The sequence below is a fragment of the Phyllobacterium sophorae genome (genome assembly GCF_003010965.1).
GTDB lineage: Bacteria > Pseudomonadota > Alphaproteobacteria > Rhizobiales > Rhizobiaceae > Phyllobacterium > Phyllobacterium sophorae.
In genome coordinates, this window is record NZ_PGGM01000001.1 from 1 (window position 1) to 26,923 (window position 26,923).

The following is a 26,923-nucleotide window of genomic DNA, read 5'->3' on the forward strand; positions in this document are numbered from 1 at the left end:
CGGGACTGGAAAACCGCCAAAGGTCGCTATAACTGCAATCATGCGAAAACTTATCGTCCTCGCCAACGCGCTCCTGCGCGACAACCGAAAATGGAACCAAAAAGCCACTTGATCAAAACGGATACTCTAGCGTTTCTTTGTCGGTTTACTCTCGCCCGCGATGCTCTTGCGCAGCGCATCCATGATATTGATGACATTGCTGGAAGGCTCGACCTCCGTCGCCTTTGCGGCGGCCGGCCGCTTCTTCCCCTTTTTCTTCGCCGCGATGATTTCAAGCAATCGATCCTGCACAGGATCGTCGACCATTTTCGGATCCCATGGCTTGGTTCGCTCATCGATCAGCGTTTTAACCAGCGTCATCAATTGGGCATCGGCCTTGCCGTCCCTGATATCGCCAAAATATGCATCTCGATCACGTACCTCATCACCATAGCGCAGCGTCCACAGCACGATACCGGGGCCTCGCGGCTCCAGCATCACTGCCCGCTCGCGCCGGTACATGACCAGTCGTGAAATCCCCACTCTGCCGGTAGCCTCCATGGCATCGCGAATAACCGAAAAAGCCTCCTCGCCTACCGGATCGTCCGGTGTCAGGTAATGCGGCTTGTCATACCAGATCCAGTCGATGCTCTCGCGCGGCACAAACATCTCGATGTCGATCGTGCGGGTACTTTCAAGCGCCACCGCACTGATTTCGTCATCCTCAAGCATGACATACTCGTCTTCGCCGCGCTGATAGCCCTTGACCTCGTCATCCTCGTCGACGGGCTTGCCGCTCACTGAATCAACGTACTGGCTAACGACACGGTTGCCGGTTTTCCGGTTCAGCGTGTGAAAGCGCACCTTTTCCTCATCCGTCGTGGCGGGCACCATCGCCACCGGACAAGTCACGAGCGAGAGCTTGAGATACCCTTTCCAGAATGACCGCGGAGCCATGGCGCGCGCCTCTCTCTTATGAACTGCAACAACGATGCATATTAACAGGTCCTGCCCCTAAGGGAACCGACCCGTTGCGTTGGCGTTCTTGACTCGCAGCAACAGGGTGAAGAAATGCAGCCGGATTATGCGGACTATGCAAGGGAGCTTGGCCTGGAACTTGTTGATCCGGAAGCATTCCCCGTGAAACGCGAACCATACTGCGGCCGGTTTCGCTACATTCGCGCCAATGGCCGTCCGGTTTCCAGGCAGCACGCCGAACGCATGGCTTCACTTGTCATCCCCCCTGCCTGGACTGAGGTTTTTTGCTGCGATTCCGAGAGCGGACATATTTAGGCCATCGGCAAGGATGATCTCGGGCGGCGCCAGTATATTTACCACCCGAAGTGGGAGTCGGTGCGCAACAGCGTGAAGACTCATCGCTTGCTCGCTTTCGGCAAGGCGCTTCCCCGTATTCGCAAACGCATCCTCCGCGACATGCAGCGTCCACCCACGTCGAGCCGGCCACTAGCTGCGCTTGCGGTTAAGCTTATCGACCAGAAGGCTTTTCGGGCAGGTCATGAGAAATACGCCAAGGACGGTGGCCGGGGCATCGCATCGCTCAAGAGCAGCGACCTCAAGATCAGCGGCAATGTCGCCAATTTCATCTTTGCCGGGAAGTCGAAGAAGATGAACGAGATAACGATCAAGGACCGGTCCGCTGTGAAGCGATTGAAAGCATTGAAAAGGCGTGGAAGGCTTTTTCAATATAAAACCGATCACCGCTGGCGCAGCCTGCATGCGGGCGAGTTGAACAATTACTTGCGCGAAATCGCCGGCTCGAAAGTCAGCGCCAAAGATTTCCGGACATTTCATGGCTCTGCGCGCGCTCTTGAGTTTCTGACCGGGATCGAAGCCAAGACCGATGCCGCCAGAAAGCGAGCCATTGCGGCCGCCATGCGTAACGTTGCCGAGTTCCTGCGCAATACACCCGCAGTGACACGGTCGAGCTATGTTCACCCGCTGGTAACCGACTGCTTCAAGGCTGGCGAACTCGATCGTTCGCTGCTCCGGGCCCCTTATCGCAAAGGTCTCAGCGGCGCCGAAACCGGGCTCATGCGTCTGTTGGAACGAGCAACCACTTGAACATTTTGAAGCCACAGATGACCCGGCTAGTTGAATTCTACCGGGTACAGCCAAAAGGAGGAGGGGCCCTTGTCTAATTTGATGATGCTGACCGGGATTCCGCATTGCGGTAAGTGGTGCGGAAGATTGCAGAATTAAATTCGATTTGCGGCTATCCGAGAAATGCGCTTAGCTTTTTCAATATTGCCAGCCTGCGGGAACGGCGACCCGCAACTCGGATGTGTTCTCGCCCGAAGAGTTGGGAGCGTGTCATGGCTTTTCTAGATCGAGACCGACGCATATTTACGACGACTGATTGGGAAATCATGCAGCGTGCGCATAACAAGGCATCGCTCTTGCTCGATCGTTGTCCAAAAACCGATGCACGTTGCAACGAGCTTGCACGCGTCATCATGACCATGTTCGAAAGCGGCATTCGCGACGAAGACGATTTGGCTGCGATGGCCGCGAACCGCGAGCTTAATTTCCTGGCCGTACGCGGATATTTTCAAAAGCCGTTTCCGTTCGGGCATACCGAAGCGTCACTGTCCGAGCCGCGAACCGAACATTAAACGGAAAGAAAAGCGGCCATCGTAACCTCACAACGTGTTTTGTTGTGTCAGCAGACGATCGCACAGATCCGTTGCAGGCATCGGATAGGCGATTGCATAGCCCTGGAGCGTGTCGCAGCCAAGGCGGCGCAAGAGTTTCGCGTGCTCAGGCGTTTCAACGCCTTCCGCCGTAACCTCTATTCCGAGCGTCTGGGCAATATCGACGATCGACCTGACCAGGCTCCTCTGTTCCCGCGAGGTTGTGATCGGCATGACGAGGCGCCGGTCGATTTTCAGCCGTTTCGGCTTGAGTTTCAGCAATCCGATGATCGAGGCATGCCCGGAACCGAAATCGTCGACTTCTATCTCGATACCCATTTGCTTTAGCAGTGCAATGTTCAAGAGTACGTCATCTTCGATCTCATCCAGAAAAATCGTCTCCAGCAGTTCGAATGAAAGCGTGTGAGGCTGGATATTCAGCTGCCGCAATTGATCGATCAGAGAAGGATCGGACAATCGTTCGCCGATGTATTGACTGCAATGCGCGGAACGTCGATCCCGCGTTCCTGCCATGACTGGCGGTCCCGTAACACAGCCTTGAGGATAGCCGCATCGAACTCAGCCATCAGTCCCAGCGTCGTCGTCACTTTCAAGAAGGATTCGGGCGCGAGCAGCCCGCGCTTGGGATGGTTCCAGCGAGCGAGGGCTTCAATGCCGACAATGCGCTGCGTTCGGGCGCAGACCTGTATCTGATAGAACGGTATGAATTCGCCTCTTTCAATCCCGAGTTTGACATGTTCCGCCACTCGGCGGTCGCGGGAAAGCTCGGTCTTGAGATGTGGCGCGAAAAATTCCACCCTGTTCCGGCCCAGTTTTTTGGCGCGGTAGAGCGCTACGTCGGATTCAGCCAGAAGATTTGCGGCGTTCCCATCATTCACCCACGCCACACCAATCGATGCGCCGGTTTGCAGCAATCTGCCGCTGTAGGATACGCCTTGCTTGAGAAGCCTTACGACATGCTCCGCCACCACTTCCAGCTCTCTCAGCATCGAGAAATCCGATATCAGGATGACAAATTCGTCGCCGCCCATGCGCGCTACGAACCCGCCCTCCGGAACGACGGAAGCTATCATCAAGGCGGCAGACTTCAGTACCGCATCACCTGCCAGGTGGCCCGCTGTATCGTTGACGTGTTTGAAATAATCCAGGTCGATATGGAGAACCGCCAGTTGTTCGAGACTGGTGTCGTTCGCAAGTTCGGCGAGCCGTTTGTCGAAATAGCGCCGGTTGGGAAGGCCCGTGAGATAGTCATGCTCCGCCGCATATTCGATCTGGGCGGTGCTTGCTTCGAGGGCGAGGGTTCGCGCTTCGGCGATCGCTTTCTGATGGGAGAGCTCGCGGTTCAGCAGCACATCGGCGGTAACATCCCATTCCGCACCGATAAATGTTCCGGTATGACCATTCTCGTAATAATGTGCTCTCGACCGCAGGTGGCGGACATCCCCGTTTGGCAGGACAATCCTGAATTCGGAAAAGTAGTCCCCCTTGCGCTGAATAGCTTCTTCAAAGTCCTGTTCGGCCTTCGCGCGATCATCCGGATGTATGGCACTAACCCATTGGGCCGGAGTTATTTTGCCATTCGTGGTGGCGGTGGCATAGAGCCGGTGCATCTGCAAATCCCAGAGTACCTCATCGGTCCCTGTATTGTGTTCCCAAACGCCGATCTGCGATGCATCAAGCGCCAGCTCCAGCCGGCGGAGAACATTCTGAAATTCCTGCTCTGATCTTGCCCATTTCATTTTATCTTCGCAACAACTCCACCCGTTCCCCGATCTATATCCTGAATAATCTCCCTTAAGAAAATATTGTTGCTGAAATTAGAGCAAGCCTTGAGGCAGGGAACCATCCAATGCAACCGGACGCATTTAAGATGCGTCAAGCATATTCACAGATAGTCACCGCCACTCACCATTTATTCATTCCAGCTGGGCGACTCTGTTATTGTCGGATATTGGGGGTGACAGGAATGAAAACGACAATTTTGGTGACAGCAGCAATCGCGATTCTCGCTTGGGGAAACGCGGCCACGGCAGATGAATTGAAGCTGAAGGTCGCGACGGAGGGAGCCTATCCCCCGTTTAACTCTCTCGATGCCTCTGGCAATCTCGTCGGGTTCGATGTGGATATCGCAAAGGCCCTGTGCCAGCAAATGAACGCAACGTGTTCGTTTGTAGCGGTTCCCTGGGATGACATCATCGGCAGGCTTGAAAAGAACGAGTATGACCTCGTCGTCGCCAGCATGTCCTTGACCGAGGAACGCGCCAAGAGAATGGAATATTCTGCTCCTTACTATCGTTCACATTCGGCATTTGCCGCCGATCCAAACAGATTCAAGGACATATCTCCCGCGGCACTGAAGGGATTCCGCATCGCCGCAGGTAGCCAGACAATTCAATCGGAATACCTCAAGAAGAACTATCCCGACAGCAAGATAATACTTACAAAGGACCAGCCGGAAGCCCAGAAACTTCTCCAGGCGGGAGAGGTGGATTTGATCCTGGCTGATTCGATAGACCTGCTGACTTTCCTCCAAGCGCCCGAGAGCTCGAAATTCGACTATGTCGGCGATCCTGTCACCAATGACTTCCTGAAAAGCTCGGCACATATCACCGCTCACAAGGGCAACGCGGAATTGATCAAGAAAGTCAATGTGGCTTTGGACCAGATACGCCTCAATGGGACCTACGATCGCATCAATAACGCATACTTTCCCTTCAGCATCTACTAGATCCAGACTGGCTCCCGCATGACCGCACAGAAAAAAGGCTTTCAGATATCGATGGCTGCCGCTGGCAGACTGCTCATCGGATTTGTGCTTTTTTATGCAATCGTTGCGGCGGGCTTTTCCATCGTCTTCCTGCGCAAGATCGAAAGCGATGCGAGATACACGCAGGAACAGCAGCTGCCGCTGGTGCTCAGCCAGAACCGAAACGCGATCAAGGTCGAGCGTTTGGCTTCACTTGCCCGCTCAATCTATCTTGCCAAGGATCGGGAACTAGAACGGCAGCTTCAACTCCAGACACATGTCCTCGCTCAAAGCTTCACGCTGGACGAAAATAATGAACTGGCTAAAGGCGTCATGGATGTTGGGGCTTCAGTCAAAAGGATAGTCGCCATCCGGGAGCAAGTGCGCAGGATGGACTACGGCACTGGTATCGGCCCGGACCCGGCCGTCAGGGCGGAACTGGAAGAGCAAGCTCTTGAAACCTATCAGAGCGCAATGCGGGTGACCGACAAGTTGAGCCAATCGATGATCAGCGACGCCGCCGTCCTTGCCTATGGCATGTCCGGGGATATCCAACGCACGGCAAGAATGATCCAGATCGCCTGGATTATCATATTGATTCTTCCGGTCGCAACGGCAGTTGGCGCAATCTATGTCGTAGCGAGACACATCATCACGCCGATAAACTCGGCCATCGAAGGTCTGCAATCGATTGACCGCCACGAAGGTCGTAATTTCAAGCTTCGACGGCCCCTGTTTCGCGAGCTGTCAACGATCTACGAAGCTATCGAGGCCTATGGCCGCGTGTCGAGCGATCTATTGAGGACGAACTCAATTCTCCAGGCTTTGTCGGAAGAGGACGGATTGACGACGCTTGCGAACCGCAGAAGTTTCGAAAAGCGTCTGGGTGAGGAGTTTGCCAAGGCCGCACAAGACGGAACCGACCTTGCAATTCTGATGGTGGATCTCGACCATTTCAAATCCATCAACGACCATTACGGCCATCAGATGGGCGACACGTGCCTTAAGATGACAGCGAATGTGTTGCGCAGCGTTTGTGCGGAACGCGAATGTCATGCGGCCCGCTACGGCGGCGAGGAGTTTTCAGTGGTATTCCCCGGCTGCAACCTGCAGGAAGCAATTGCCGAGGCTGAAAAAATCCGGCTTTCCCTCAGCAGCCTGATCATAAAGACGAGTTACGATGAAGTTATCCGCATAACCGCAAGCGTTGGCGTCGCCACTCTCAAGAGTGGCAAATTCGAGACTTCGTCCCAATTGCTTGAAAACGCCGACAAGGCGCTTTATCTCGCAAAACACAGCGGACGAAATATCGTCAAATCCCTTCCCTCCTCTGGCCGAACTGATTTGAAATCCATACCCGCCTAAGGTTATGTAGGCTGGATATACGCGGCGCAATCATGGGGGATGATTTCATGCCAACGCTCTATTCGATCAAGCCGGCATTTCAGAACCTGTTGCGTCCGCTCGTTGGCCGGCTCGTCGCCGCCGGCGCGACGGCAAATCAGATAACAGTTGCAGCATTGGCTCTGTCAGTTATCGCGGGAGCGATCATCGCGCTTTATCCGGAAACCACGCCACTTTTCTGGATTCTGCCCCTGGTGCTGTTTGTTCGGATGGCGCTCAATGCCATTGACGGGATGATGGCGCGAGAATTCGGCCAGGCATCGAAACTAGGTGCCTGTCTGAACGAGGTCAGCGATGTGATTGCTGATGTGGCGCTCATCCTGCCCTTCCTCCTCGTCGCCCCGTTTTCCGCGCCAGGGGTGGTCGCCTTCGCCATCGCAGCCCTGCTTGTTGAATATGCTGGTGTTCTCGGCGTGATGATCGGCGGCGGCCGGGGCTATGACGGCCCCTTCGGCAAAAGTGACCGCGCTCTTGCCCTCGGCATTATCGCGGCGCTGATTGGCAGCGGCGTGGTTTTGCCGGCCTGGTTCGGCTGGGTCTTTCCACTCATGGCGCTGCTGTCGCTTTACACCATGTTCAACCGCATCCGTGCTGGCCTCCGCCGCGCCAACTCATCGATTTCCTGAAATGATCATTCCATCCGGAGAAACAATGCGCGCTGAACCCTTATCTGATCCTGCGGTGGCAGGCGCAATCGAAGAAATGACGTTTCGCACCCATGACGGGACCGAGCTTTTCTATCGCAAATGGCCGGCGCAATCCGGCCAGGCCAAAGGCGCAATCGTCCTCCTGCATCGCGGCCATGAACACGGGGGGCGCGTTGCCCATCTGGTTGAAGAACTTGGCCTGCATGACTTCGCCTTTTATGCGTGGGATGCCCGCGGCCATGGCCGCTCGCCCGGCGTGCGCGGCTTTTCGCCATCCTTCGCCGCATCGGTCCACGATCTCGATAGCTTTGTTCAGCACATCAGTGTGGTCGACGGCTTTGCGGTCAGCGACATGGCGGTCGTTGCGCAATCCGTCGGCGCCGTTCTGGCCGCCACCTGGGTTCACGACTACGCACCGCCAATCCGCGCGCTGGTACTGGCTTCGCCGGCCTTCAGCGTCAAACTCTATGTGCCTTTCGCCCGTGAGGGCATCTGGCTATGGCAGAAGCTGAAGGGCCAGTTCTTCGTCAATTCCTATGTGAAGGCAAAATTTCTCACCCACGATCCCGCGCGGATTGCTTCCTTTGAAAGCGATCCGCTGATCACCCGCCCCATCGCTTCCAATGTTTTGCTCGATCTCTATGAGACGGCGGACCGCGTTGTCGCCGACGCGCGCTCCATCATCGTACCCACCCAGCTGCTGATCTCCGGCAGCGACTGGGTGGTACGCCATGGACCGCAACATCGCTTCTACGAGAATCTGGCACATCCTTTGAAAGAGCGGCATGTGCTGAAAGGCTTCTTTCATGACACGCTGGGCGAGAAGGATCGCGGCATCGCAGTCGCCCATGTCCGCCGCTTCATTGCCGATCGCTTCGCCGCGGAGCCTGCTACCCTTGATGTCACCAATGCCGATGAGACCGGATTCACCCGCGACGAGCAGGACAGGCTTTCCTCACCCCATGATCTTTTGTCGGTTAAAGGGCTTTACTGGGCTTTTTACCGCACCTCCATTCGTGTCAGCGCATTGTTCTCCAAAGGACTGGAGACCGGCGTCAAAACCGGCTTCGATTCGGGATCGACCCTCGATTATGTCTACGAGAACCAGCCGCGCGGGCTTGGGCCGGGCGGGCGGCTCATCGACCGGCAGTTTCTCGATGCGATTGGCTGGCGCGGTATTCGCCAGCGCAAACTGCACCTGGAAGAACTGACCCGCATTGCGCTTGCCCGGTTGCGGGAAGCTGGCCGCCCGACGCATATGCTCGATATTGCCGCCGGTCATGGCCGGTATGTGCTCGATGCCATCGATAAATCCGCAATCAAACCGGACAGCGTTCGATTGCAAGACTATTCGCCGATCAATGTCGAGGCGGGGAGCAGGCTGATCGCGGAACGGGGGCTCAAGGATACCGCGAGCTTTCATCAGGCCGACGCATTCGACGGTGACAAGCTGGCGGCGACCATCCCTTCACCCGATATGGCCATTGTCTCCGGCCTCTATGAGCTGTTCCCGGACAATGGCCTGATCGAGCGCTCGCTTGGTGGTCTGGCAAGGGCGATGAAACCGGGCAGCCTGCTTCTTTATACTAACCAGCCATGGCACCCGCAGCTCGAAATGATCGCGCGGGCGCTTACTTCCCATCGCGGTGGTGAGGCTTGGGTGATGCGACGCCGGACACAGGCTGAAATGGACCAGCTGGTCGCGGCGGCGGGCTTCAGAAAGATCGAACAGCGTATCGATCAATGGGGCATCTTCACCGTTTCCATCGCAGAACGCCTATGACAGCAGAAACCATCGCACCCATCGGGGAATGGCGTTTCGACAAGGCTGTGGCAAAGCGCGCCGTCCTTTGGCTGCTCCTGCTCACACCACTGTTCTATATTTCCTATGGTGCAACCAACTGGCTTGCCTCCCAACGTGCGAATGTTCCCAACATCACGTTCACCTGGGAACATGCGATCCCCTTCATGGCATGGACGATCTTCCCCTACTGGTCGATCAATTTTTTCTATGGCCTTTCGCTTTTCCTCAATGACACCCCTATCCAGGTCGACCGGCTGGCAAAGCGCTATCTGACCGCGCAGGTCGTCGCAGTCAGCTGCTTCATCCTCTTCCCTCTAACCGCAATTTTCCAGAAACCAGCGACAAGCGGTGCGTCCGGCTTCCTTTTCGACCTCCTCGGCGGGTTTGATAAACCGTTCAACCAGGCTCCGTCGCTCCACATCGCCTTGTTGGTCATCATCTGGATGCATTGGCACCGGCGCCTTTCCGGTGGTGCGCTGCGGATCTGGCACGCCTGGTGTACATTGATCGGCCTTTCCGTCCTCACAACCTACCAGCATCATTTTATCGACATACCGACCGGCGTGCTGCTTGGTGTCTTCGCCTTGTGGCTTTTTCCCGGCGATACACCGTCGCCGCTGGCCGGATTCCGGCTGGCCAGCGACGCCCGAGCCCGAAGGATTGGCTCATACTACGCCGGGGGCAGTCTGGTCTTTGTTTTGCTGACGGTGCTGGGAACATACAATTCAGCGGTCTACCTGATCTTTCTCTGGCCATCGCTGGCGCTTGCGCTCGTTGCCGCTGGCTATTTCGGTGCTGGTGCCAGTGTCTTTCAGAAAGCCGCCGACGGAACAGTCTCCTTCGCCAGCCGGTGGCTCCTCGCTCCATACCGGCTTGGTGCCATGGCCAACAGCTATCTGTGGACAAGGAAACTCGCGTCCTCGGTTCACGTGTGCTGCGGCGTACATCTTGGGCGCCTGCCGAAGCGATCCGAGTTATCGGCTTTTGCCACCGTAATCGACATGACCAGTGAGTTGGCAAAGCCGTCTAACGTGGAGGTTGAGTGGCAGGCCTTTCCGGCACTTGACCTTCTCCCGGCCGGCCGCGTCGAGCTTGAAAAGGCATCGGAAGCGATCGAAAATGCTCGCAGCAAGGGGCCGGTCTTCGTTTGTTGCGCACTTGGTTTCCAGCGCAGTGCGGCGGCTGTCGGCTTCTGGCTCTTGCGCTACGGTTACGCGAAGAATGCCGCCGATGCCATACGCCTGATTGAAGGCAAGGGCAGGCGGATCCATCTGACAGAAGAGATGATTGCCATCGCGGAGGAGCGGCCAGAGAATGGATAACGATGCTGCCACATTTGCCGCCCGGCTCAAGCACAGAGCGCATACCTATGGCTTCCTGACCTGTTTGTTGCTGGTTGCCTCCTCCATTGTCGGTGATGCGGGCGGCCCCCTGTTCGGCTGGCTTTGGCCGCTGATGATCATTGGCGGACTGATCACGCTTTTTCTTGCCGTCTATCTCCGCTTCGATGCGGCGCTTTTCAATTTTATTGCCTCCCACGAGGACGAGACCGCCGGCTGCCGTGCCGCCGACGATCTTCTTGAACGCATGCATCTGCGCAAGTGCCCGAAAGTGACGCGGCCGCTTCAAGCGCGAATCTCGGGAACCAACCGCCTGCTGACAAAACTGCACCTTGCTTTTGCGTCTTTTCTTGCTCTATTCGCTGCATTGACAGCCTATGGGCTGTGGACTGCCTAGCGCCGGTCTGGGGGAACAAGAATGAACGCAAAACCACTGCTGCGGCGCGCGGCCGCCATGGCGCTTGCCGGACTGGCGCGAGCCATCACGGGCGTGCGGCCGATCTGGCAAGGCTGTTCGCCGCTGGGACGCCAGCGCATCTATTTCGCCAACCATGCCAGCCATGGCGACTTCATCCTGCTGTCCTCCTGCCTGCTTCCGGAAGAACGCGAGCGTACCCGCGCCGTCGCTGGCGCCGATTACTGGCGCAAGAACAAGATACGTCATGTATTGGCGCGCGACCTCCTCAACACCGTGCTGGTCGAGCGCAACTGGGTCGAGCGCGCGGAAGATCCGATGGTCATCATGCTGGATGTCCTGAAGGAGGGCCAATCCCTGATCATCTTTCCCGAAGGTACGCGCAACATGACCGAGGAGCCGCTGCTGCGCTTCCGCTCCGGGCTCTATAATCTCGCTCTCGCCCGCCCCGATGTGGAACTCGTTCCGTGCTGGATCGAGAACATGTCGCGCGTTCTGCCGAAGGGCGCATTCCTGCCGGTGCCGCTGCTTTGCCGTGTCATCTTCGGGACGCCGGTTATCCTTGAGCCCGGCGAGGACCGCCACGCCTTTCTGCACAGGTCCCGGCAAGCACTGCTCGAACTCGATCCGGAACACCAGAGGGCGCTCAATCATGACTGAAACGGTCTGGCTATTCCTCGGCCTTCTCGGTGTACTGACTATCGCAAGTGCCGTTGCCACCGCGCTGAGCTGGAGGAGCACACGCAAGGGCGATGCGCTCCCCTCGACACTCGCCAATCTTAACTCGCGCATCAAGGCGTGGTGGATCATGGTTGCCGCCATCTCCATTGCCTTCCTGTTCGGCAAGGGCGGCGTCATCCTGCTGTTCGCATTTGTCTCGTTTGCCGCACTGCGCGAATATGTGACGCTGACGCACACGCGGCGCGGTGATCACTGGATCCTGCTCGGCATGTTTCTGGTGATCATTCCGGTGCAATACTACCTGCTCTGGATCGACTGGTATGGGCTCTTTGCGATCTTCGTTCCCGTCTATTGCTTCCTGGCCATGCCGGCGCTGACAGCAATCTCTGGCGATACGGCCCGCTTCCTCGAGCGCGTCAGCGAACAGCAATGGGGCATCATGCTCTCCGTCTATTGCATCAGTCACGTACCGGCGCTGTTGACGCTGCCTGTACCGGGTTTCGAGGACAAAGGCCTGCTGCTCATAGCCTTTCTCATCGCCACCGTCCAAGGCAGCGACGTGCTGCAATATGTATTCGGAAAACTGTTCGGCAAGCACAAGGTCGCACCGAAAATATCGCCCTCCAAAACCTGGGAGGGGCTGATCGGCGGTATCATCAGCGCCTCACTGCTTGGTGCGGCGCTTTCCTGGCTCACACCTTTCACGCCGCTGCAGTCCGGACTGATGGCCGGGCTGGCCTGCATTATGGGCTTCTTTGGCGGGCTGGTCGCATCGGCCATCAAGCGCGATCGCGGCGTGAAGGATTGGGGTCATATGATCGAGGGCCATGGCGGCATGCTCGACCGCGCGGACAGCCTTGTCTTTGCCGCGCCAGTCTTCTTTCACATAGTCCGTTACTTCTGGACGTGAGCTAGAGCAGATCCGCCTTGCCGAGATCACGCAGCAGATGGCTCACGCCATAAGTCCATGGCGCGCACTCCGTCGACAGCCGGACGCGATTCGACAATGTACCCAACGATGACGTGGAGATGGAAACGATGTCGTTCATCTTGTGGGTAAAGCCCTTGCCCGGCCCATCGCGATCCTTCACCGGTGCGAACATCGTGCCGAGATACAGCACCAGTCCGTCCGGGTATTGGTGGTGCCGCCCAATGGTCGCCTCGACCAGCGATTCCGGCGTGCGCGAGATCTTGGCCATGTTGGAATGCCCGTCGAGCACGAAGCCGTCTTCGCCCTCGACGCGCATGCTGAGCTCCGCCGTCTTGACCGTCTCGATGGTAAAATCGCCGTCGAAGAGGCGGATGAACGGCCCGACCGATCCGGACGCATTGTTGTCCTTGGCCTTCCCGAGCAGCAGTGCGGAGCGTCCTTCCACGTCGCGCAGATTGACGTCATTCCCCAGCGTTGCTCCGACGATGCGTCCGGCGCCCGAAACCACCAGCACGATTTCCGGCTCCGGGTTGTTCCAGCTCGAAATTGGATGCAGTCCGACATCAGCGCCAAAGCCGACCGTCGACATCGGCTGGCCCTTGGTGAAAATTTCCGCGTCCGGTCCGATACCGACTTCGAGATATTGGCTCCAGACACCGCGGGCGATCAGCGCTTCCTTCACCTGCATTGCGGCGGGCGACCCGGGCACGATCTGCGAGAGATCCGCACCGATGAGCTTGAGCACATCTTCGCGCAGCGCGTCAGCCTTGGCCTTGTCGCCCTTTGCCTGCTCCTCGATGACGCGCTCCAGCAATGACGCGACGAAAGTCACGCCCGAAGCCTTGACCGCCTGCAAATCGATCGGCGAGAGCAGAGCGGGAATGGTTGGATCGAATTTCGCTGCCCAGCTGTTTGCAACGATCACATTGACATCGCCGAGCTTTGTTCCGGTTGCATCAGCCACATGCCCCGCCGGATTCTCCAATTCGGCGATATCGCGCACCGTTGGCGCAGTCTTGCTGGTGATATCCAGCACCGCGCCATCGCGGACCGTGACAATCCGCGGGTAGGCATGGCCGAGCACCTTGGCCCTTCCGACAAGAACACCGGAACTGGGGACGACGGCATTTGACATAATTCGCATTCCTGACAAGTAGCGTTTCGTGCTGGACGGAAACGAAGGTTTCGAGGGCCGCATTTATGCGGCAGAGCAACCCGCCAATCAAGGCCACAGGTCGCAATCTCGCGCCTCCTGACACAGCATTGCCAGGAGGCCGGGAAATTTTCTTCCGCGTAACCTTGCCATGGGGTGCGAACACGGAGCTAGATCAGCGCAGCAGCACATCATTCGCGGGACAATCAATGAACCCGGCAGCCGGATATCGACTTGGACTGATCCTTGTGACGGCCTCCACCGTTGCCTGGAGCCTGGCCGGGCTTTTCACCCGGGTCATCCCCCTGGACAGCTGGACGATCCTCGCCTAGCGCGGCATTTTCGGCTCTCTCGGAATTGCCGCTGTGATCGCGATCGCAGAAGATGGCCCGTTCTGGAAAAGCTTCCGGAATATTGGCCTCCCTGGCTGGTTGTTCGTCGCGGTATCCGCGCTTGGCATGGTGTTCTTGATCAACTCTCTCAAGGAGACAACCGTCGCTCATGTGGCCGTAATTTACGCCACCATTCCTTTCGTCGCCGCTGTCCTCGGTTGGTTTGCGATGGGCGAACGGTCGACGGCCGGCGCTATCCTCGCCAGCATCGCGGCATTGATCGGCGTTGTGATCATGGTTGGCGTGGGCGCCGAAGGTTCACTCTTCGGCGACCTCCTGGCGTTTGGCATGACGCTATGCATGGCGGTACTGATGATTATTGTCCGGCGTGCCCCCGACATTTCCGTTATGCCCGCCGCATGCCTGTCAGCGCTTGTCAGTTCGCTGATCTGCTGGCCGCTCGGTGAACCTCTCGCCGTTTCCGCCCAGAACCTCCTGCTTATCGCCCTTTTCGGCATACTGGTTTCCGCCGTCGGCCTTGCTCTCTTCACTCTCGGCGCCAAACGTTTGCCGGCGATCGAAACTGCCCTGATCGGATCGCTCGATGCTCCGTTGGCGCCTCTCTGGATCTGGCTGGTTTTTGGTGAGATCCCGAGCGCGAGTACGCTGATCGGCGGTTCGATTGTCTTCGCTGCCGTTGTCGTTCACGTCATAACCGGAACGCAGAGAAAGGCGAAGGAGCGGCGCCTGCTGCAGCAGAAGGGAACCTCCTGAAGGTTTCGCATCGGCCCTTGCTGCAGAAGAACTTGCATTGTCATTGCATGAGCGCGAATGTATGCCAACGACCGGTCGAAACTGCAGGTCACGGCAAGGCAAATGAACAAGATCGAACTGGACAAACAGGCCCGCGACAATTCCCGGGAGATTGCCGATGCCAATCCATCGCGGCTCGGAACGCGGTTGAAACTGGCACGCCAGACCCGTGGCTTGACGCTGAAAGCGCTATCCGAAGCGGCCAACTGCTCGGAAAGCCTGTTGTCCAAGATCGAGAACGGCAAGGCATCGCCATCCCTGCCCATGCTTCACCGGCTGGTTCAGGTTCTCGAGACCAATATCGGCTGGATGTTCGAGGAATCCGACGGCGAGGAAGGCATCGTCTTTCGTGCCGGGGCAAGGCCGCTGATCGCACTTGATCCCTTGCGGCGCGGCGAAGGTATCTCGCTGGAGCGTATCATTCCCTATTCGCAGGGTCATTTGCTCCAATGCAACATCCACCATATCGAAAAAGACGGCGCCAGTGCCGGGCCCATCCAGCATGCCGGCGAAGAGGTCGGCTATGTGTTGGCCGGTGAAATCGAGCTGATCGTCGGCGAACGCCAGTTCCTGCTTTCCGCCGGCGATTCCTTTGTTTTCAATTCGGACCTGCCGCACCACTACCGCAACACGGGCTCTGAACGGGCAAGCATTTTTTGGGTCAACACGCCCCCGACATTCTGAGCGTAGGACCCGGATCATTTTGATCGAACCTGATTTTTCTCACATTTTTTGATAACTGAATTTCAGTCTTCAAACTACTTGACATACATTCAAGTCTCTTGAATGATGCCTCTGCGTTCAGTTTTACGTGGGCTCGCACATGGGCCGATTAAACCAGAAAAAAGGGGAATCGGAATGCGTCTTACCAAGCTACTCTCCGGCTGCGCTGCGGCCATCGCCATCACACTTGCCGTCGGCTCGTCCGCCTTCGCCGATACGTTCGCGCTCGTGACGATCAATCAGCAGGCGCTGTTCTTCAACCAGATCAACGAGGGTGCGCAAAAAGCCGCTGACGCTGCTGGCGCCAAACTCGTGATCTTTAACGCCAACAATGTTCCCAGCGCCCAGAACGACGCGATGGAGAACTACATAACCCAGAAAGTTGACGGCATCATTCTCGTCGCCATCGATGTTAACGGCGTCAAGCCTGCCATCACGGCGGCAAAGGCCGCCGGTATTCCCGTTATCGCTATCGATGCGCAGATACCGGACGGCGACAATGTCGCTTTCGTCGGCGTCGACAACACCAAGGCAGGTGAAGACATCGGCAAGTTCTATGCGGATTACGTCAAGGCAAATATGAGCGGCACCGCCAAGATCGGCGTGATAGGTGCCCTTAACTCTTTCATCCAGAATCAGCGTCTCGACGGGTTCAAGAAGGCCGTTGCCGACAGCGGCCAGCAGATCACCTTCCTCGATACGGTCGATGGCCAGAACGTCCAGGACGTTGCCCTGACCGCGGCCGAAAACCTGATGACCGCCAATCCGGACATGACGACGCTCTATGCGACAGGCGAGCCAGCACTTGTCGGTGCCGTCTCGGCTGTTACCAGCCAGGGCCGTACCGGCGACGTCAAGGTCTTCGGATGGGATCTGACCAAGCAGGCCGTCGAAGGCATTGATGCGGGCTGGGTCACAGCAGTCGTGCAGCAGGACCCTGCTGGCGAAGGCAAGGCCGCAGTTGAGGCGCTCACCAAGCTCAAGAAGGGCGAAAAGGTCGAACCTATCATCAATGTTCCGGTGACGATCGTCACCAAGGAGAATGTCGATCAGTTCCGCGGCATGTTCAAATAGAACCTGAGCCGTGATGGGCGCGGCCGCACATGCCGCGCCCCCTCCCGAGGCATTTGAACCCAATGGTATTGCGATGAACAATATTGACAGCGAAACTTACCGGGTCCGCATGACCGGCATATCCAAGCGGTACAACACGATCCAGACGCTTGACGACGTCTCGCTGAACCTGAAGCCCGGCGAAGTGCTCGGCCTCGTCGGTGACAACGGCGCCGGCAAATCTACCCTGAGCAAGGTGCTCTCCGGGGCGGTCATTCCGGACGCCGGGACGATCGAGATCGACGGCAAGGCAGTATCCTTTTCCTCCCCCGCCGATGCCCGGGCGGAGCACGTGGAAATGGTCTATCAGGACCTGTCGCTGTGCGACACGGTTGATGTGGCCGGAAATATCTTCCTCGGACGCGAGCCAAGACGCCGGGTTTTGGGCATGCCGTTTCTCGACAAGAAGCGCATGCATGACGAAGCCAGAACCATGCTGGATCGCCTTGGTATCGTCATCGCTGATACGCGCCTGAAGGTTGAAAACCTCTCCGGGGGCCAGCGTCAGTCCATTGCCATCGGCCGCGCTGCCTCGTTCGAGCCTTCCGTTCTCATCATGGATGAACCGACCGCCGCCCTCGCCGTCGCCGAGGTCGAAGCGGTCCTTGACCTTATTCGCGCGGTCAGTGCCCGCGGGGTCAGTGTCATTCTCATTACCCACCGCCTGCAGGATCTGTTCCTCGTCTGCGACCGCATCCAGGTGATGTATGAAGGCCGCAATGTCGCCGAACGGCGCATCGAGGACACCAGCATCGAGGACGTCGTCAACCTGATCGTTGGACGAAAATTCCAGGCCCGTTCGGCCCGTCAGGACAATGGAGCACGCGCATGAGCAATCCATCGACCTCCAGTGACAACGCTGCGCTCCACCCCGTTGCCGCCCAATCGCGCGTGCGGGAAAGCACCCTTCGTGACCGCTTCATGGCCAATGGCAGCGTCGTGTCCATTGCCATTTTCTTTCTGGTCGTCTGCCTGCTCTTCTCGGTCGTGACCGACGCGTTCCTGACGGCACCGAACCTGCTCAATATTGTGCGGCAATCAGCGCCCCTCCTCATCGTTGCGGCTGCGATGACCTTCGTCATCACCACGGGCGGCATCGACCTTTCGGTGGGTTCAGTTCTGGCGCTTGTTGCCACCCTGTCTGCCGTCACGCTGCAAGCCGGTCTGCCTTGGCCATTGGTCATCATTGCCATGCTGCTGCTCGGCGCAGCGGTCGGCGCAATCCAGGGTTTCTTCATCGCCTATGAGCGCATCCCGGCATTCATCGTCACGCTGGCCGGGCTATCGGTCATCCGCGGCATCGCGCTCCTGATCACCGGCGGTTATTCCATCCCGGTCGAAGCGACAAGCCCGTTCACGGTCATCGGCCGCGCCTGGTTCCTCGGCGTGCCCGTGCCTGCGCTGATCGCCCTGGCCGTGCTTGTCGTTGCCTATCTCGCCTTCAATGAAACCCGCTTCGGCCGTTATGTGACCGGCATTGGTGCCAATGCTGAGGCCGTGCGCCGCGCCGGTGTGGATACGCGCCTGACAACGTTGATGGTCTATGTCCTCTCCAGCACTGCCGCTGCTGCGGCCGGTATCATCCTCGCCGCCCGCCTCGGTTCTGGTTCATCCAATGCCGGACAAGGCTTCGAGCTGGAGGTCATCGCGGCCGTCGTGCTTGGCGGCACCAGTCTCTTCGGTGGCAGGGGCACGCTCGTCGGCACCGTACTCGGCGCCATGACTGTGGCTGTCATCGCCAACGGGCTGATCCTTGCGCATATGTCACCCTTCCTTACGCCCATCGTCACTGGCACGATCATCCTCATTGCGATCTGGCTGAACTTCCGCCTGTTCCGCGGTGCCATCCGGAGCCGCTGAGGATGAGTCTCGACTTCGAAACCAGTGAGCGCGGCAGGGATCCCATCGGCGTCAATTCCGGAACGGTCATGACCGTTCAGGGCCCCCTCCCCGTGGGCGAAATGGGCGTCACGCTGATGCACGAGCATATTCTGCTTGATGGTGCGAGTTCATGGAAATGCCCTTGCCACCCGGACGAACTCGCCATCGCCGAGCAGCCGGTCTCGATCCAGATCATCGGCGAATTGCGCATGAACCCCTATATCAACAGGGACAATGTCTCGCTCACCGACACTGACCTCGCCCTGAGCGAACTCAAGCGCTTCCAGGTCCTTGGCGGTCACACGGTCGTCGACCCGACCAATTTCGGCATCGGCCGCGATCCGGTGAAGCTGCGGCGTATCTCACGAATGGCCAATCTCAAGATCGTCATGGGCTCCGGTTTTTATTTGCAGCACACCCATCCGGAATGGCTGAAGGACATGGATGTCGATGCAGTTACCGAGTTTCTCGTCAATGATACTGGCGGCGGCGAGACTCAGCCGGAGATCATGGCGGGTATCATCGGCGAAGTAGGCGTCAGCAAGGATTTCACATCGGAGGAGCGCAAGTCCCTGCGTGCTTCCGCCCGCGCCTCACGCATAACCGGCGTGCCGCTGTCGATCCATCTTCCCGGGTGGGAAAGGCTGGCAAATGAAGTTCTCGATATCGTTGAGGAAGAAGGTGCCGACCTCAAGCATACGGTTCTCTGCCACATGAACCCCAGCCATGAAGATCTCGCCTATCAGGCCAGCCTCGCCAAGCGCGGTGCGTTTCTCGAATATGATATGATTGGCATGGACTATTATTACGCCGATCAGGACGCCCAGTCGCCTTCGGACGAGCAGAATGCCCGCGCTATCCGCTCCCTCGTCGATATGGGCTTTGGTGACCGGGTGCTGCTGTCGCAGGACGTCTTCCTGAAAATGATGCTGACCCGCTTCGGGGGCTTCGGCTATGGCTATGTGCTCAAGCATTTCGTGCCGCGCCTGAAGCGCCACGGCGTCGATGCGGAGACCATCGATCGCATGCTCACCGACAACCCAAGATCCGTATTTTCCGCGGCGGCCTGATCGCCGCCCTATAGTCATCAAGGAGTTTTCATGTCCAAACACAAGGTTCTTCTCGCCGGCGAGTCGTGGGTATCGACCGCCACCCATATCAAGGGCTTTGACCAGTTCCCCACGGTCACCTATCACACCGGCGCCGACGAGCTGCTCAAAGCGCTGAAGGACAGTGCTTTCGACGTGAAATTCATGCCGGCGCATGAAGCGCAGCGCGATTTCCCGCAAACGATCGAGGCCCTGTCGGAGTACAAGGCGATTATCCTCTCAGATATCGGTGCCAATACGCTCCTGCTGCATCCGGACACCTGGATCCATTCGAAGACCACACCGAACCGCCTGCGTCTGCTGCGTGACTACGTCCGCAATGGCGGCGCGCTGCTCATGTTCGGCGGCTATTACAGTTTCCAGGGCATCAATGGCGGCGCACGCTATCACAAGACCCCTGTCGAAGAAGTGTTGCCTGTCTCCTGTCTTTCCGTCGATGACCGTATCGAGGTACCTGAAGGCTTTACCCCCGTCGTCACCGGCGACGCCGGCCATCCAATTCTCCAGGGTCTCGGCAAGGATTGGCCGGTCCTGCTCGGTTATAATGAGGTTACGGTAAAGGACGGCGCAGAAGTGCTCGCAACCGTCTCAACTGACTACGGCTCCCAGCCGCTGCTCGTAACCGGAACCTATGGCAAAGGCCGAACGCTCGCCTGGACCTCCGACGTCGGACCGCATTGGCTGCCGTCCGATTTTATCGCGTGGAAGGGTTACAAGACCTTGTTCGAACAGATGCTTGCCTGGGCAATAGCGAAGGATTGATCGATGCGGGTGCACGTGGCCGGCAATGTCTGCATTGATACCACTTTCCGCCTCGATCGATTTCCCGTCGCGGGCGAGACGCTCAATGCGTCCGCCTATTCCGACGGGCTTGGCGGCAAAGGTGCGAACCAGGCATTGGCGGCCACACGCGCGGGTGCTGAGGTTATGCTCTGGGCCGCCATCGGCAATGATGTCGACAGTGCCCGCATCCGGGCGATGCTGCATGATGAAGTCGACACGAGCCATCTCGCCCGGCTTGACCTGCCCAGTGACCGTTCGACCATCGTGCTCGATGCGTCCGGGGAGAATTTCATCGTCACCGGCGTATCATGCGCAACAGCCTTTGATCCCCTGACGATGACTGAAGTGCGGGCATCCATCGATGCCGGCGATCTCTTCGTCATGCAGGGGAATTTGCGCTTGGCCATCACCAACGATTGTCTGGCTGCCGCAAAGAATATGGGCGCGCGGACAATCTTTAATCCCAGCCCGCTTTCTGCCGGACAGGTGCCCGAATTCGGCGAGGTCGACTACGTCATCGTCAATCGCGGCGAGGCTGCGTTGATCACCGGATTTGCCGAACCCGATCTCGCGGCACGTGCCTTGCTCGATCGTGGCGCAGGCTTTGCAATAGTGACACTTGGCAGCCAGGGAGCCCTTCTGCTGAAGCGCGACACTGGACGCTCCTTGACGATCCCGGCTCCGAAGGTTCCGGCCATCGACACCAGCGGGGCGGGCGACGTGTTTTGCGGGGTGTTTGCCGGGTGCCTGGCCAGAGACCTCAGCCCGGTCGCTGCCCTGCGCATTGCCATCGGCGCATCGGCCATTTCCGTAGCGCGTCCCGGAACACTGCAATCCTGCCCCACCCGGGCCGAAATAGCGGCCCTCATTCAAGATATTGAAATGGAACCATTATGAGCGACATCTCGAAGCCCGTTGGCCAAAGCGCCGGTGATGCGATCCTTTCCATATTCGGGCGGACCAAGGTGGTTATCGGCGTCGTCCACCTTGCCCCGCTCCCCGGCGCGCCGCGCTACAATGGCGAACCAGTCGAGGATATCTACCAGCGCGGCCTCGACGATGCGCGCGCCTATCTTCATGGCGGCTGCGATGGTGTGATCGTCGAGAATCATGGCGATGTGCCCTTTGCCAAGCCGGACGATATTGGTCATGAAACCGCGTCGCACATGGCCGTGGTCTCCGACCGGATCCGCCGCGAGCTTGGCCGCCCCATCGGCATCAACGTGCTTGCCAATGCGGCGATACCAGCGCTGGCAATCGCCAGTGCGGCTGGAGCCGGCTTCGTACGCGTCAACCAATGGGCCAACGCCTACGTGGCCAATGAAGGTTTCATCGAGGGTGAAGCGGCGCGCGCCATGCGCTACCGCGCGCAACTTCGGGCGCATGGCATTCGCATTTTCGCCGACGCGCATGTCAAGCACGGAGCACATGCCATTGTCGCGGACCGTCCGGTCGAGGAACAGGTGAAGGATCTCGTCTTCTTCGACGCGGATGCCGTGATCGCCACCGGCCAGCGTACGGGCCACGCCGCCGACCTCGGCTATATAAGGATGATCAAGGAGGCATCGGGCCTGCCGACGCTCGTGGGGAGCGGGGTCACCCCCGACAACGCCAACGACATTCTTGGCATTGTCGACGGCGTCATTGTCGCGAGCTCGCTCAAATATGATGGTGTCTGGTGGAACCAGGTAGAACCGGCACGGGTGAGCGCCTTCATCGCCGGCCTGAAGCGATGAATGCATCGGTAAAGGTCAATGGCGACCGTCTCCTCGGCAGGCTGGAAAATTTTGCCGGCATCGGTGCGACGCCGGCGGGCGGCGTCAACCGGCAAGCTCTTTCGCCGGAAGACCGCCTCGCCCGGGCGAAGCTGGCGCAGTTGGCGGCGGATCGCGGCTTTGCGGTGTTTCAGGACTCCATGGCCAATCTGTTCATTCGCCGCGAGGGCAAATCGGCCGGCCGGCCGCCCTTCCTGATCGGCAGTCATCTCGACAGCCAGCCCATGGGCGGACGCTACGATGGCGCGCTCGGTACACTTTCGGCCTTTGAGGTGCTGGAATCGCTGGACGATGCCGATATCCAGACGCCTGTCGCCCTGGAAGTGGTCGCATGGACCAACGAGGAAGGCAGCCGCTTTTCCCCTGGCGCCATGGGATCCATGGCCTTTGCCAACAGAGCAATTCCGGCCGAGTGGCACCATGCGCGCTCCCCGGACGGCAAACTGCTGCAGGACGAACTGACTGCCACGCTCATTGCGCTGCCGCAGGCTGCGATGCGGCCGCTGGGCATCCCGGTTTCAGGTTATCTCGAACTGCATATCGAACAGGGCCCCTCGCTGGAGCGCGAGAATATCCCGATCGGCGTCGTCCATGGCATTCAGGGCACCCGCTGGCTCGAAGTTGTTATTACCGGGCAAACGGCACATGCCGGGACCACGCAGCTGTCATTCCGCCGCGATCCGCTTGTCGCGGCCACCGAGGCGATGCAGACGCTCTACGGTTCGATCATGCCCAATGACGAACAGGCGCGTCTCACCATCGGCCGCATTTCGGTCGAGCCCGCCTCGATCAATGCCATTCCGGGCAAAGTCTCCTTCAGCGTCGACCTGCGCCATCCGAACGCCCCGGAGCTTGCCCGGCTGGAGGAGCTTGTCCGGACCGTCTGCCAGGAGAAAGCGTCGGTGCTCGGTTGCGAGGCAACGGTCCGGCGCACATTCGATATGCCGCCGGCGCAATTTTCTCCCACCCTGCTTGCGGCCGTGGAGCATGCTGTCACCCGTCTCGGCGTTTCCTCAAAGCCGATGCTGTCCGGTGCTTTCCACGACGCGCTCTTCCTTGCGCGTGTCACGGAAGCCGCGATGATTTTCGTGCCCTGCCGCGACGGCCTCAGCCACAATGAGGCCGAATATGTCAAACCCGAACATTCCGTGTTGGGCGCACAAGTTCTGCTGGAATCGACGCTGGCCGCACTAGGGATGAGCTGAAACTACGTTTGCGCTTCCGCCTGTGCGAGCCTTTGCATGAAACGCGGCGGCTGCCCGAAAGCCCGCAGGAAGGCGCGGCGCATGCGCTCCCGGTCCCCGAAGCCAGCATCGCGGGCGATCGTATCGATCGGAATCCGCCCGGACTCGATCATCAGGCGCGCCGCCTCGACGCGCAGGTTCTCGATTGCCTTTGCCGGTGACTGTCCGGTTTCCGCGTGGAACGCCCGGCTGAACTGGCGCGGACTGAGATGGGCAATCTCCGCCAGCTGTTCGACCGATAATTCCTTGTGCAGGTTCTCTCTGGCATAGGCGAGCGTCGTCTGGATGCGATCCGACTTCGGGTTCAGTTCGAGCAATGCCGAATATTGCGATTGCCCGCCCGCACGCCGATGATAGACCACAAGCTTCTTGGCGACCGACTTTGCGATCTCGATCCCCAGATCCTTCTCGACCAGCGCCAGAGCCATATCGATACACGATGTCATCCCCGCGGAGGTCCACACCGGCCCATCGATGATGAAGATGCGGTCTTCCTCCATCTTCACCTTCGGATAGGTGCGCTGGAAATCCCTTGCATGATACCAATGTGTCGTCGCCCGGCGCCCATCGAGTAACCCCGCCTCAGCCAGGATGAAAGCGCCGGTACAGATCGAGCCGATTCGCCGCGACCTCGGAGCCACACGCCTCAGGAAAGCAACAATGCCGGGGGACACCGGCTCCACGTAATTGTTGCCGACAATCAGCACGGTATCAAAGGGCGCATCGCTGAACGGCACTGTACTGACAGCAAAACCTGCCGATGAAGCAACCGGATCGCCCGTTTCCGACAGCAGGCTGATATCATATTCCGGCTCATCCGCAGTTATATTCGCGAACTCGAAAACCGTCGCCGCCGCAAGGTCGAGGATTTGAAAGCCAGGAAACAGGATGATTCCGATTTGCTTCATCGAATTGACCTCCTTTATGTCTTAAAAAGTGGTATATATGACATTTATGCCATTTCCATGCGGCTGTACAGTGCTCCCCATCAGCAATGATCAACGGAGCAGCAAAATGTCCGACACTTTCAACAAGGGCACAGCCCTCATCACTGGCGCCTCGTCCGGCATCGGCGCCATATATGCCGATCGCCTTGCCAGGCGTGGTTATGACCTCATCCTTGTCGCCCGCAACCGCGACCGGCTTGATAGCCTCGCCTCGCGCCTTACCACCGAAACCGGACGGACGGTGGAGGTTGTGGCCGCGGACCTAGGCGACAATGAAGGAATCGCGCGCGTCGAGGACATCTTGCGCACCGATGCCAGCATCACCTTGCTCGTCAACAATGCGGGTGTCGGCGCCACCGTTCCGCTCCTGCAGTCCGACCCGGACAAAATGGATGCGATGATCACCCTGAACGTCGTGGCATTGACCCGCCTTGCCGCGGCGGCTGCGCCTGAATTTGTGGAGCGCGGTGCTGGGACAATCATCAACATCTCTTCGATCGTCGCCATATCCCCGGAGTTGCTGAACGGCGTCTATGGCGGCACCAAGGCCTTCGTGCTTGCCTTCAGCCAATCGCTTCACCATGAACTTGCCGATAAGGGCGTGCGCGTCCAGGTCGTCCTGCCCGGCGCGACAAGTACCGAATTTTGGGATATTGCCGGCCTGCCCGTCAGCAATCTGCCCGAAGCCATTGTGATGCCGGCGGCAGACATGGTCGATGCCGCGCTAGCGGGCCTCGATCAGGGTGAACTGGTAACGATACCCTCTTTACCGGATATCGACGACTGGAATGCCTTCGAGAACGCCCGTCAGGCCCTCGGTCCAAACCTGTCGCACCGCCGGCCAGCGCGACGCCTGCTGGCAAGCTGACCGGCTACGCCAGGAACAGCCGGGACTCCAGGTTTCGTGATACCTCGCTCGACGATACGGTAGAGCGAAGTTCACCTACGCGCAGCATGTCGCGGCGGCGAACTGATACTTCACCATTGGTCGTTTTCCCGGGTGATATCCAGGGTCAGAGCCTGTTGATCTGACCCTGGCCCCTAGAGCATTTCCAGTGGCCGCTTGCGGCGTGGTGGCGGAAAGGCTTCATCCAGTATCGCAAGCTGCTCGGACGTCAGCTGCAGATCGAGTGCGCTGCGATTATCCCGAATGTGTTGGAGAGTGCTCGATTTCGGGATCGCAATTACACCATCATGGCCGATGACGAAGGCAAGCGCCACGACTGCCGGCGTAGTCCCGCACTCCTTCGCCACGCGTGCAAGCGCCGGGTGACCCAACATTCGCCCCTGCTCGATGGGCGAGTAGGCCATGACCGGCATGTCGCGTGACTGACACCATGGCAACAGGTCATATTCGGCACCGCGCCGGGTGAGATTGTAGAGAACCTGGTTGGTCGCAACGGCGTTGCCGCCAGCAATATTCTCCAGCTCTTCCAGATCGTCCGTATCGAAATTGCTAACGCCCCAGTAGCGGATTTTGCCTGCCTTGATGAGCTCCTCAAACGCGGCAACGGTTTCCGCAAGTGGATATCCACCCCGCCAGTGCAGGAGATAGAGGTCGATCGTCTCGCATTTCAATCGCTTGAGGCTGCGCTCGCAAGCAAGCAGAGTGCCCTTGCGGGACGCGTTTGATGGCAAGACCTTGCTTACCAGAAAGACCTCGCCGCGGCGGCCGTCAATAGCCTCGGCAACTACTTCCTCGGCGCCGCCATTGCCATACATTTCCGCAGTATCGATCAGGGACAAGCCCAGGTCGAGGCCAAACCGCAGCGCATCGGCCTCTTGCTTGAACTGATGCTGGTCCTCGCCCATGAACCAGGTTCCCTGGCCAAGCACCGGAACCCTTTCTCCAGAGGGGAGTGTGGTTGTTCTCACGTCTTCTTTCTCCATCATGGCTCGCCCCGAAATGCCAGTTCGACACGGCTTTTCGCCTCCGCACTCCAGACCAGTTCCGAATCGTAATCCCCTTCAAAAGCGGGAATACCCTCCGGCAACGCAACCCAAGCGTGCTTTGTCGCTGTAAAACAGTGAACGTCGGGCACCAGCTGACTCGCGTCGTCGAGTGTGCCGGCAAAGACGATTGGAATTGTCTCCCCGAGCAGGGAATGGTGGCTCCACAGCGCCACAAAACAGTGCGGGCAACGATAAATGATCTGGCCTGCCGGGAGAGTCGATGGCGTATGCACCGCGTCGGGCTTGCCGTCGCTGATAAGTGTAAGCCTGTCCGCTTCGATCATTGCGTTGACGGCGAACGCCGAGCCGCTCATGCGCTGGCAATAGCGGCAATGGCAACCGTGAACGACGATTGGTGCGCTCTCCAGGCGATACCGCACATGACCACAAGCGCAACCGCCAACCAAACGGTCCGAACGTTGAGAATTCTCTTTCATCGATGATCAACCTCCTGGACCCAGTCCAGCATTGATCAAAC

28 protein-coding genes and 2 pseudogenes are annotated in these 26,923 nt (G+C 58.5%); 24 read left to right on the top strand and 6 right to left on the bottom strand.

Going from position 1 to position 26,923, the window contains the following annotated elements; translation table 11 throughout:
• Positions 1-112: pseudogene (locus CU103_RS00005) on the top strand (IS110 family transposase); the annotation flags it as partial.
• 14 nt (positions 113-126) lie between these two features.
• Here the strand turns inward: CU103_RS00005 and ku are convergent.
• Positions 127-936: a non-homologous end joining protein Ku gene (gene ku, locus CU103_RS00010; RefSeq protein ID WP_106661897.1), complete on the bottom strand. Its 810-nt coding sequence runs from the start codon at positions 934-936 to the stop codon at positions 127-129.
• Between the two features lie 114 nt (positions 937-1,050).
• Between ku and CU103_RS32705 the strand changes: the two genes are divergently transcribed.
• The 3 genes from CU103_RS32705 to CU103_RS00025 all read left to right on the top strand — a co-directional run bounded on the left by CU103_RS32705 (position 1,051) and on the right by CU103_RS00025 (position 2,612).
• Positions 1,051-1,272, top strand: coding sequence for a hypothetical protein (locus CU103_RS32705; RefSeq protein ID WP_106661898.1), 222 nt, complete (start codon positions 1,051-1,053; stop codon positions 1,270-1,272).
• Positions 1,273-1,332: 60 nt separating this feature from the next.
• The gene (locus CU103_RS00020; protein WP_280954566.1) at positions 1,333-2,061 is read left to right on the top strand and encodes a site-specific integrase; all 729 of its coding nucleotides are present in this window, start codon (positions 1,333-1,335) and stop codon (positions 2,059-2,061) included.
• 251 nt (positions 2,062-2,312) lie between these two features.
• Positions 2,313-2,612 carry a hypothetical protein gene (locus tag CU103_RS00025; protein ID WP_146147735.1) on the top strand — a complete coding sequence of 100 codons (300 nt, stop codon included), beginning with the start codon at positions 2,313-2,315 and terminating at the stop codon, positions 2,610-2,612.
• A 27-nt stretch (positions 2,613-2,639) separates the two neighbouring features.
• Here CU103_RS00025 and CU103_RS00030 read toward each other — a convergent pair.
• Positions 2,640-4,390 (bottom strand): annotated as a pseudogene (locus CU103_RS00030) (putative bifunctional diguanylate cyclase/phosphodiesterase).
• 227 nt (positions 4,391-4,617) lie between these two features.
• Here CU103_RS00030 and CU103_RS00035 point away from each other — a divergent pair.
• The 8 genes from CU103_RS00035 to CU103_RS00070 are packed head-to-tail and all read left to right on the top strand — an operon-like array spanning position 4,618 to position 12,598.
• Positions 4,618-5,379 (top strand): transporter substrate-binding domain-containing protein, encoded by a 762-nt coding sequence (locus tag CU103_RS00035; protein ID WP_245448520.1) that lies wholly within the window; start codon positions 4,618-4,620, stop codon positions 5,377-5,379.
• Positions 5,380-5,397: 18 nt separating this feature from the next.
• Positions 5,398-6,762, top strand: a complete 1,365-nt coding sequence (locus CU103_RS00040; protein ID WP_106661901.1) for a GGDEF domain-containing protein — start codon at positions 5,398-5,400, stop codon at positions 6,760-6,762.
• Positions 6,763-6,809: 47 nt separating this feature from the next.
• Positions 6,810-7,427 (top strand): CDP-alcohol phosphatidyltransferase family protein, encoded by a 618-nt coding sequence (locus tag CU103_RS00045; RefSeq protein ID WP_106662569.1) that lies wholly within the window; start codon positions 6,810-6,812, stop codon positions 7,425-7,427.
• A gap of 25 nt (positions 7,428-7,452) precedes the next feature.
• Positions 7,453-9,231, top strand: coding sequence for a bifunctional alpha/beta hydrolase/class I SAM-dependent methyltransferase (locus CU103_RS00050; protein WP_106661902.1), 1,779 nt, complete (start codon positions 7,453-7,455; stop codon positions 9,229-9,231).
• Positions 9,228-10,574 carry a phosphatase PAP2/dual specificity phosphatase family protein gene (locus CU103_RS00055; RefSeq protein ID WP_106661903.1) on the top strand — a complete coding sequence of 449 codons (1,347 nt, stop codon included), beginning with the start codon at positions 9,228-9,230 and terminating at the stop codon, positions 10,572-10,574. The genes CU103_RS00050 and CU103_RS00055 overlap by 4 nt, the downstream gene beginning before the upstream one ends.
• Positions 10,567-10,989: a hypothetical protein gene (locus tag CU103_RS00060; protein WP_106661904.1), complete on the top strand. Its 423-nt coding sequence runs from the start codon at positions 10,567-10,569 to the stop codon at positions 10,987-10,989. The genes CU103_RS00055 and CU103_RS00060 overlap by 8 nt, the downstream gene beginning before the upstream one ends.
• Positions 10,990-11,010: 21 nt before the next feature.
• Positions 11,011-11,667 (top strand): lysophospholipid acyltransferase family protein, encoded by a 657-nt coding sequence (locus CU103_RS00065; RefSeq protein ID WP_106661905.1) that lies wholly within the window; start codon positions 11,011-11,013, stop codon positions 11,665-11,667.
• Positions 11,660-12,598: a phosphatidate cytidylyltransferase gene (locus CU103_RS00070; RefSeq protein WP_106661906.1), complete on the top strand. Its 939-nt coding sequence runs from the start codon at positions 11,660-11,662 to the stop codon at positions 12,596-12,598. Before CU103_RS00065 ends, CU103_RS00070 begins: the two co-directional genes overlap by 8 nt.
• A gap of 1 nt (position 12,599) precedes the next feature.
• Here CU103_RS00070 and CU103_RS00075 read toward each other — a convergent pair whose 3' ends face one another.
• Complete coding sequence (locus tag CU103_RS00075) at positions 12,600-13,754, bottom strand: fumarylacetoacetate hydrolase family protein (RefSeq protein ID WP_106661907.1); 1,155 nt, start codon at positions 13,752-13,754, stop codon at positions 12,600-12,602.
• Between the two features lie 227 nt (positions 13,755-13,981).
• On the opposite strand from CU103_RS00075, the gene CU103_RS32445 reads away from it, so the two are divergent.
• From CU103_RS32445 to CU103_RS00130, 11 genes are all read left to right on the top strand, one after another.
• A complete protein-coding gene (locus tag CU103_RS32445) occupies positions 13,982-14,104 on the top strand; it encodes a hypothetical protein (RefSeq protein WP_280954567.1) in 123 nt (40 codons plus the stop codon).
• A gap of 33 nt (positions 14,105-14,137) precedes the next feature.
• Positions 14,138-14,878, top strand: a complete 741-nt coding sequence (locus CU103_RS00085) for a DMT family transporter (RefSeq protein WP_106661909.1) — start codon at positions 14,138-14,140, stop codon at positions 14,876-14,878.
• Between the two features lie 102 nt (positions 14,879-14,980).
• Positions 14,981-15,601: a cupin domain-containing protein gene (locus tag CU103_RS00090; protein WP_106662570.1), complete on the top strand. Its 621-nt coding sequence runs from the start codon at positions 14,981-14,983 to the stop codon at positions 15,599-15,601.
• Positions 15,602-15,775: 174 nt separating this feature from the next.
• Positions 15,776-16,714, top strand: a complete 939-nt coding sequence (locus tag CU103_RS00095; protein WP_106661910.1) for an ABC transporter substrate-binding protein — start codon at positions 15,776-15,778, stop codon at positions 16,712-16,714.
• A 73-nt stretch (positions 16,715-16,787) separates the two neighbouring features.
• Positions 16,788-17,585 carry an ATP-binding cassette domain-containing protein gene (locus tag CU103_RS00100; protein WP_162707254.1) on the top strand — a complete coding sequence of 266 codons (798 nt, stop codon included), beginning with the start codon at positions 16,788-16,790 and terminating at the stop codon, positions 17,583-17,585.
• Positions 17,582-18,613: an ABC transporter permease gene (locus CU103_RS00105; protein WP_170116977.1), complete on the top strand. Its 1,032-nt coding sequence runs from the start codon at positions 17,582-17,584 to the stop codon at positions 18,611-18,613. Before CU103_RS00100 ends, CU103_RS00105 begins: the two co-directional genes overlap by 4 nt.
• Before the next feature lie 2 nt (positions 18,614-18,615).
• Complete coding sequence (locus tag CU103_RS00110; protein ID WP_106661911.1) at positions 18,616-19,704, top strand: phosphotriesterase family protein; 1,089 nt, start codon at positions 18,616-18,618, stop codon at positions 19,702-19,704.
• Between the two features lie 30 nt (positions 19,705-19,734).
• Positions 19,735-20,505 (top strand): glutamine amidotransferase, encoded by a 771-nt coding sequence (locus tag CU103_RS00115; RefSeq protein WP_106661912.1) that lies wholly within the window; start codon positions 19,735-19,737, stop codon positions 20,503-20,505.
• 3 nt (positions 20,506-20,508) lie between these two features.
• Entirely contained in the window at positions 20,509-21,423 is a 915-nt protein-coding gene (locus CU103_RS00120; RefSeq protein WP_106661913.1) for a ribokinase, read from the top strand.
• Complete coding sequence (locus tag CU103_RS00125) at positions 21,420-22,262, top strand: BtpA/SgcQ family protein (RefSeq protein WP_106661914.1); 843 nt, start codon at positions 21,420-21,422, stop codon at positions 22,260-22,262. Before CU103_RS00120 ends, CU103_RS00125 begins: the two co-directional genes overlap by 4 nt.
• Positions 22,259-23,506, top strand: coding sequence for a Zn-dependent hydrolase (locus CU103_RS00130; RefSeq protein ID WP_106661915.1), 1,248 nt, complete (start codon positions 22,259-22,261; stop codon positions 23,504-23,506). The genes CU103_RS00125 and CU103_RS00130 overlap by 4 nt, the downstream gene beginning before the upstream one ends.
• A 2-nt stretch (positions 23,507-23,508) precedes the next feature.
• Here the strand turns inward: CU103_RS00130 and CU103_RS00135 are convergent, their stop codons facing one another.
• Complete coding sequence (locus CU103_RS00135) at positions 23,509-24,453, bottom strand: GlxA family transcriptional regulator (RefSeq protein ID WP_106661916.1); 945 nt, start codon at positions 24,451-24,453, stop codon at positions 23,509-23,511.
• Between the two features lie 106 nt (positions 24,454-24,559).
• Between CU103_RS00135 and CU103_RS00140 the strand changes: the two genes are divergently transcribed.
• Entirely contained in the window at positions 24,560-25,360 is an 801-nt protein-coding gene (locus tag CU103_RS00140; RefSeq protein WP_106661917.1) for an SDR family NAD(P)-dependent oxidoreductase, read from the top strand.
• Positions 25,361-25,533: 173 nt separating this feature from the next.
• Here CU103_RS00140 and CU103_RS00145 read toward each other — a convergent pair whose 3' ends face one another.
• Complete coding sequence (locus tag CU103_RS00145; protein ID WP_170116983.1) at positions 25,534-26,382, bottom strand: aldo/keto reductase; 849 nt, start codon at positions 26,380-26,382, stop codon at positions 25,534-25,536.
• Positions 26,382-26,882: a GFA family protein gene (locus CU103_RS00150; protein ID WP_106661918.1), complete on the bottom strand. Its 501-nt coding sequence runs from the start codon at positions 26,880-26,882 to the stop codon at positions 26,382-26,384. Before CU103_RS00150 ends, CU103_RS00145 begins: the two co-directional genes overlap by 1 nt.
• Between the last annotated feature and the right edge of the window lie 41 nt (positions 26,883-26,923).

Excerpts from the sequence above, each read along its gene's own strand:
- CU103_RS00115 (WP_106661912.1), top strand. The coding sequence starts at position 19,735 with ATGTCCAAACACAAGGTTCTTCTCGCCGGCGAGTCGTGGGTATCGACC.
- CU103_RS00125 (WP_106661914.1), top strand. The coding sequence starts at position 21,420 with ATGAGCGACATCTCGAAGCCCGTTGGCCAAAGCGCCGGTGATGCGATC.
- CU103_RS00065 (WP_106661905.1), top strand. The coding sequence starts at position 11,011 with ATGAACGCAAAACCACTGCTGCGGCGCGCGGCCGCCATGGCGCTTGCC.
- CU103_RS00145 (WP_170116983.1), bottom strand. The coding sequence starts at position 26,382 with ATGGAGAAAGAAGACGTGAGAACAACCACACTCCCCTCTGGAGAAAGG.
- CU103_RS00055 (WP_106661903.1), top strand. The coding sequence starts at position 9,228 with ATGACAGCAGAAACCATCGCACCCATCGGGGAATGGCGTTTCGACAAG.
- CU103_RS00135 (WP_106661916.1), bottom strand. The coding sequence starts at position 24,453 with ATGAAGCAAATCGGAATCATCCTGTTTCCTGGCTTTCAAATCCTCGAC.
- CU103_RS00050 (WP_106661902.1), top strand. The coding sequence starts at position 7,453 with ATGCGCGCTGAACCCTTATCTGATCCTGCGGTGGCAGGCGCAATCGAA.
- CU103_RS00095 (WP_106661910.1), top strand. The coding sequence starts at position 15,776 with ATGCGTCTTACCAAGCTACTCTCCGGCTGCGCTGCGGCCATCGCCATC.
- CU103_RS00105 (WP_170116977.1), top strand. The coding sequence starts at position 17,582 with ATGAGCAATCCATCGACCTCCAGTGACAACGCTGCGCTCCACCCCGTT.
- CU103_RS00045 (WP_106662569.1), top strand. The coding sequence starts at position 6,810 with ATGCCAACGCTCTATTCGATCAAGCCGGCATTTCAGAACCTGTTGCGT.
- CU103_RS00075 (WP_106661907.1), bottom strand. The coding sequence starts at position 13,754 with ATGTCAAATGCCGTCGTCCCCAGTTCCGGTGTTCTTGTCGGAAGGGCC.
- CU103_RS00040 (WP_106661901.1), top strand. The coding sequence starts at position 5,398 with ATGACCGCACAGAAAAAAGGCTTTCAGATATCGATGGCTGCCGCTGGC.
- ku (WP_106661897.1), bottom strand. The coding sequence starts at position 936 with ATGGCTCCGCGGTCATTCTGGAAAGGGTATCTCAAGCTCTCGCTCGTG.
- CU103_RS00130 (WP_106661915.1), top strand. The coding sequence starts at position 22,259 with ATGAATGCATCGGTAAAGGTCAATGGCGACCGTCTCCTCGGCAGGCTG.
- CU103_RS00025 (WP_146147735.1), top strand. The coding sequence starts at position 2,313 with ATGGCTTTTCTAGATCGAGACCGACGCATATTTACGACGACTGATTGG.
- CU103_RS32705 (WP_106661898.1), top strand. The coding sequence starts at position 1,051 with ATGCAGCCGGATTATGCGGACTATGCAAGGGAGCTTGGCCTGGAACTT.
- CU103_RS00150 (WP_106661918.1), bottom strand. The coding sequence starts at position 26,882 with ATGAAAGAGAATTCTCAACGTTCGGACCGTTTGGTTGGCGGTTGCGCT.
- CU103_RS32445 (WP_280954567.1), top strand. The coding sequence starts at position 13,982 with ATGAACCCGGCAGCCGGATATCGACTTGGACTGATCCTTGTGACGGCC.
- CU103_RS00140 (WP_106661917.1), top strand. The coding sequence starts at position 24,560 with ATGTCCGACACTTTCAACAAGGGCACAGCCCTCATCACTGGCGCCTCG.
- CU103_RS00035 (WP_245448520.1), top strand. The coding sequence starts at position 4,618 with ATGAAAACGACAATTTTGGTGACAGCAGCAATCGCGATTCTCGCTTGG.
- CU103_RS00120 (WP_106661913.1), top strand. The coding sequence starts at position 20,509 with ATGCGGGTGCACGTGGCCGGCAATGTCTGCATTGATACCACTTTCCGC.
- CU103_RS00090 (WP_106662570.1), top strand. The coding sequence starts at position 14,981 with ATGAACAAGATCGAACTGGACAAACAGGCCCGCGACAATTCCCGGGAG.
- CU103_RS00070 (WP_106661906.1), top strand. The coding sequence starts at position 11,660 with ATGACTGAAACGGTCTGGCTATTCCTCGGCCTTCTCGGTGTACTGACT.
- CU103_RS00060 (WP_106661904.1), top strand. The coding sequence starts at position 10,567 with ATGGATAACGATGCTGCCACATTTGCCGCCCGGCTCAAGCACAGAGCG.
- CU103_RS00100 (WP_162707254.1), top strand. The coding sequence starts at position 16,788 with ATGAACAATATTGACAGCGAAACTTACCGGGTCCGCATGACCGGCATA.
- CU103_RS00110 (WP_106661911.1), top strand. The coding sequence starts at position 18,616 with ATGAGTCTCGACTTCGAAACCAGTGAGCGCGGCAGGGATCCCATCGGC.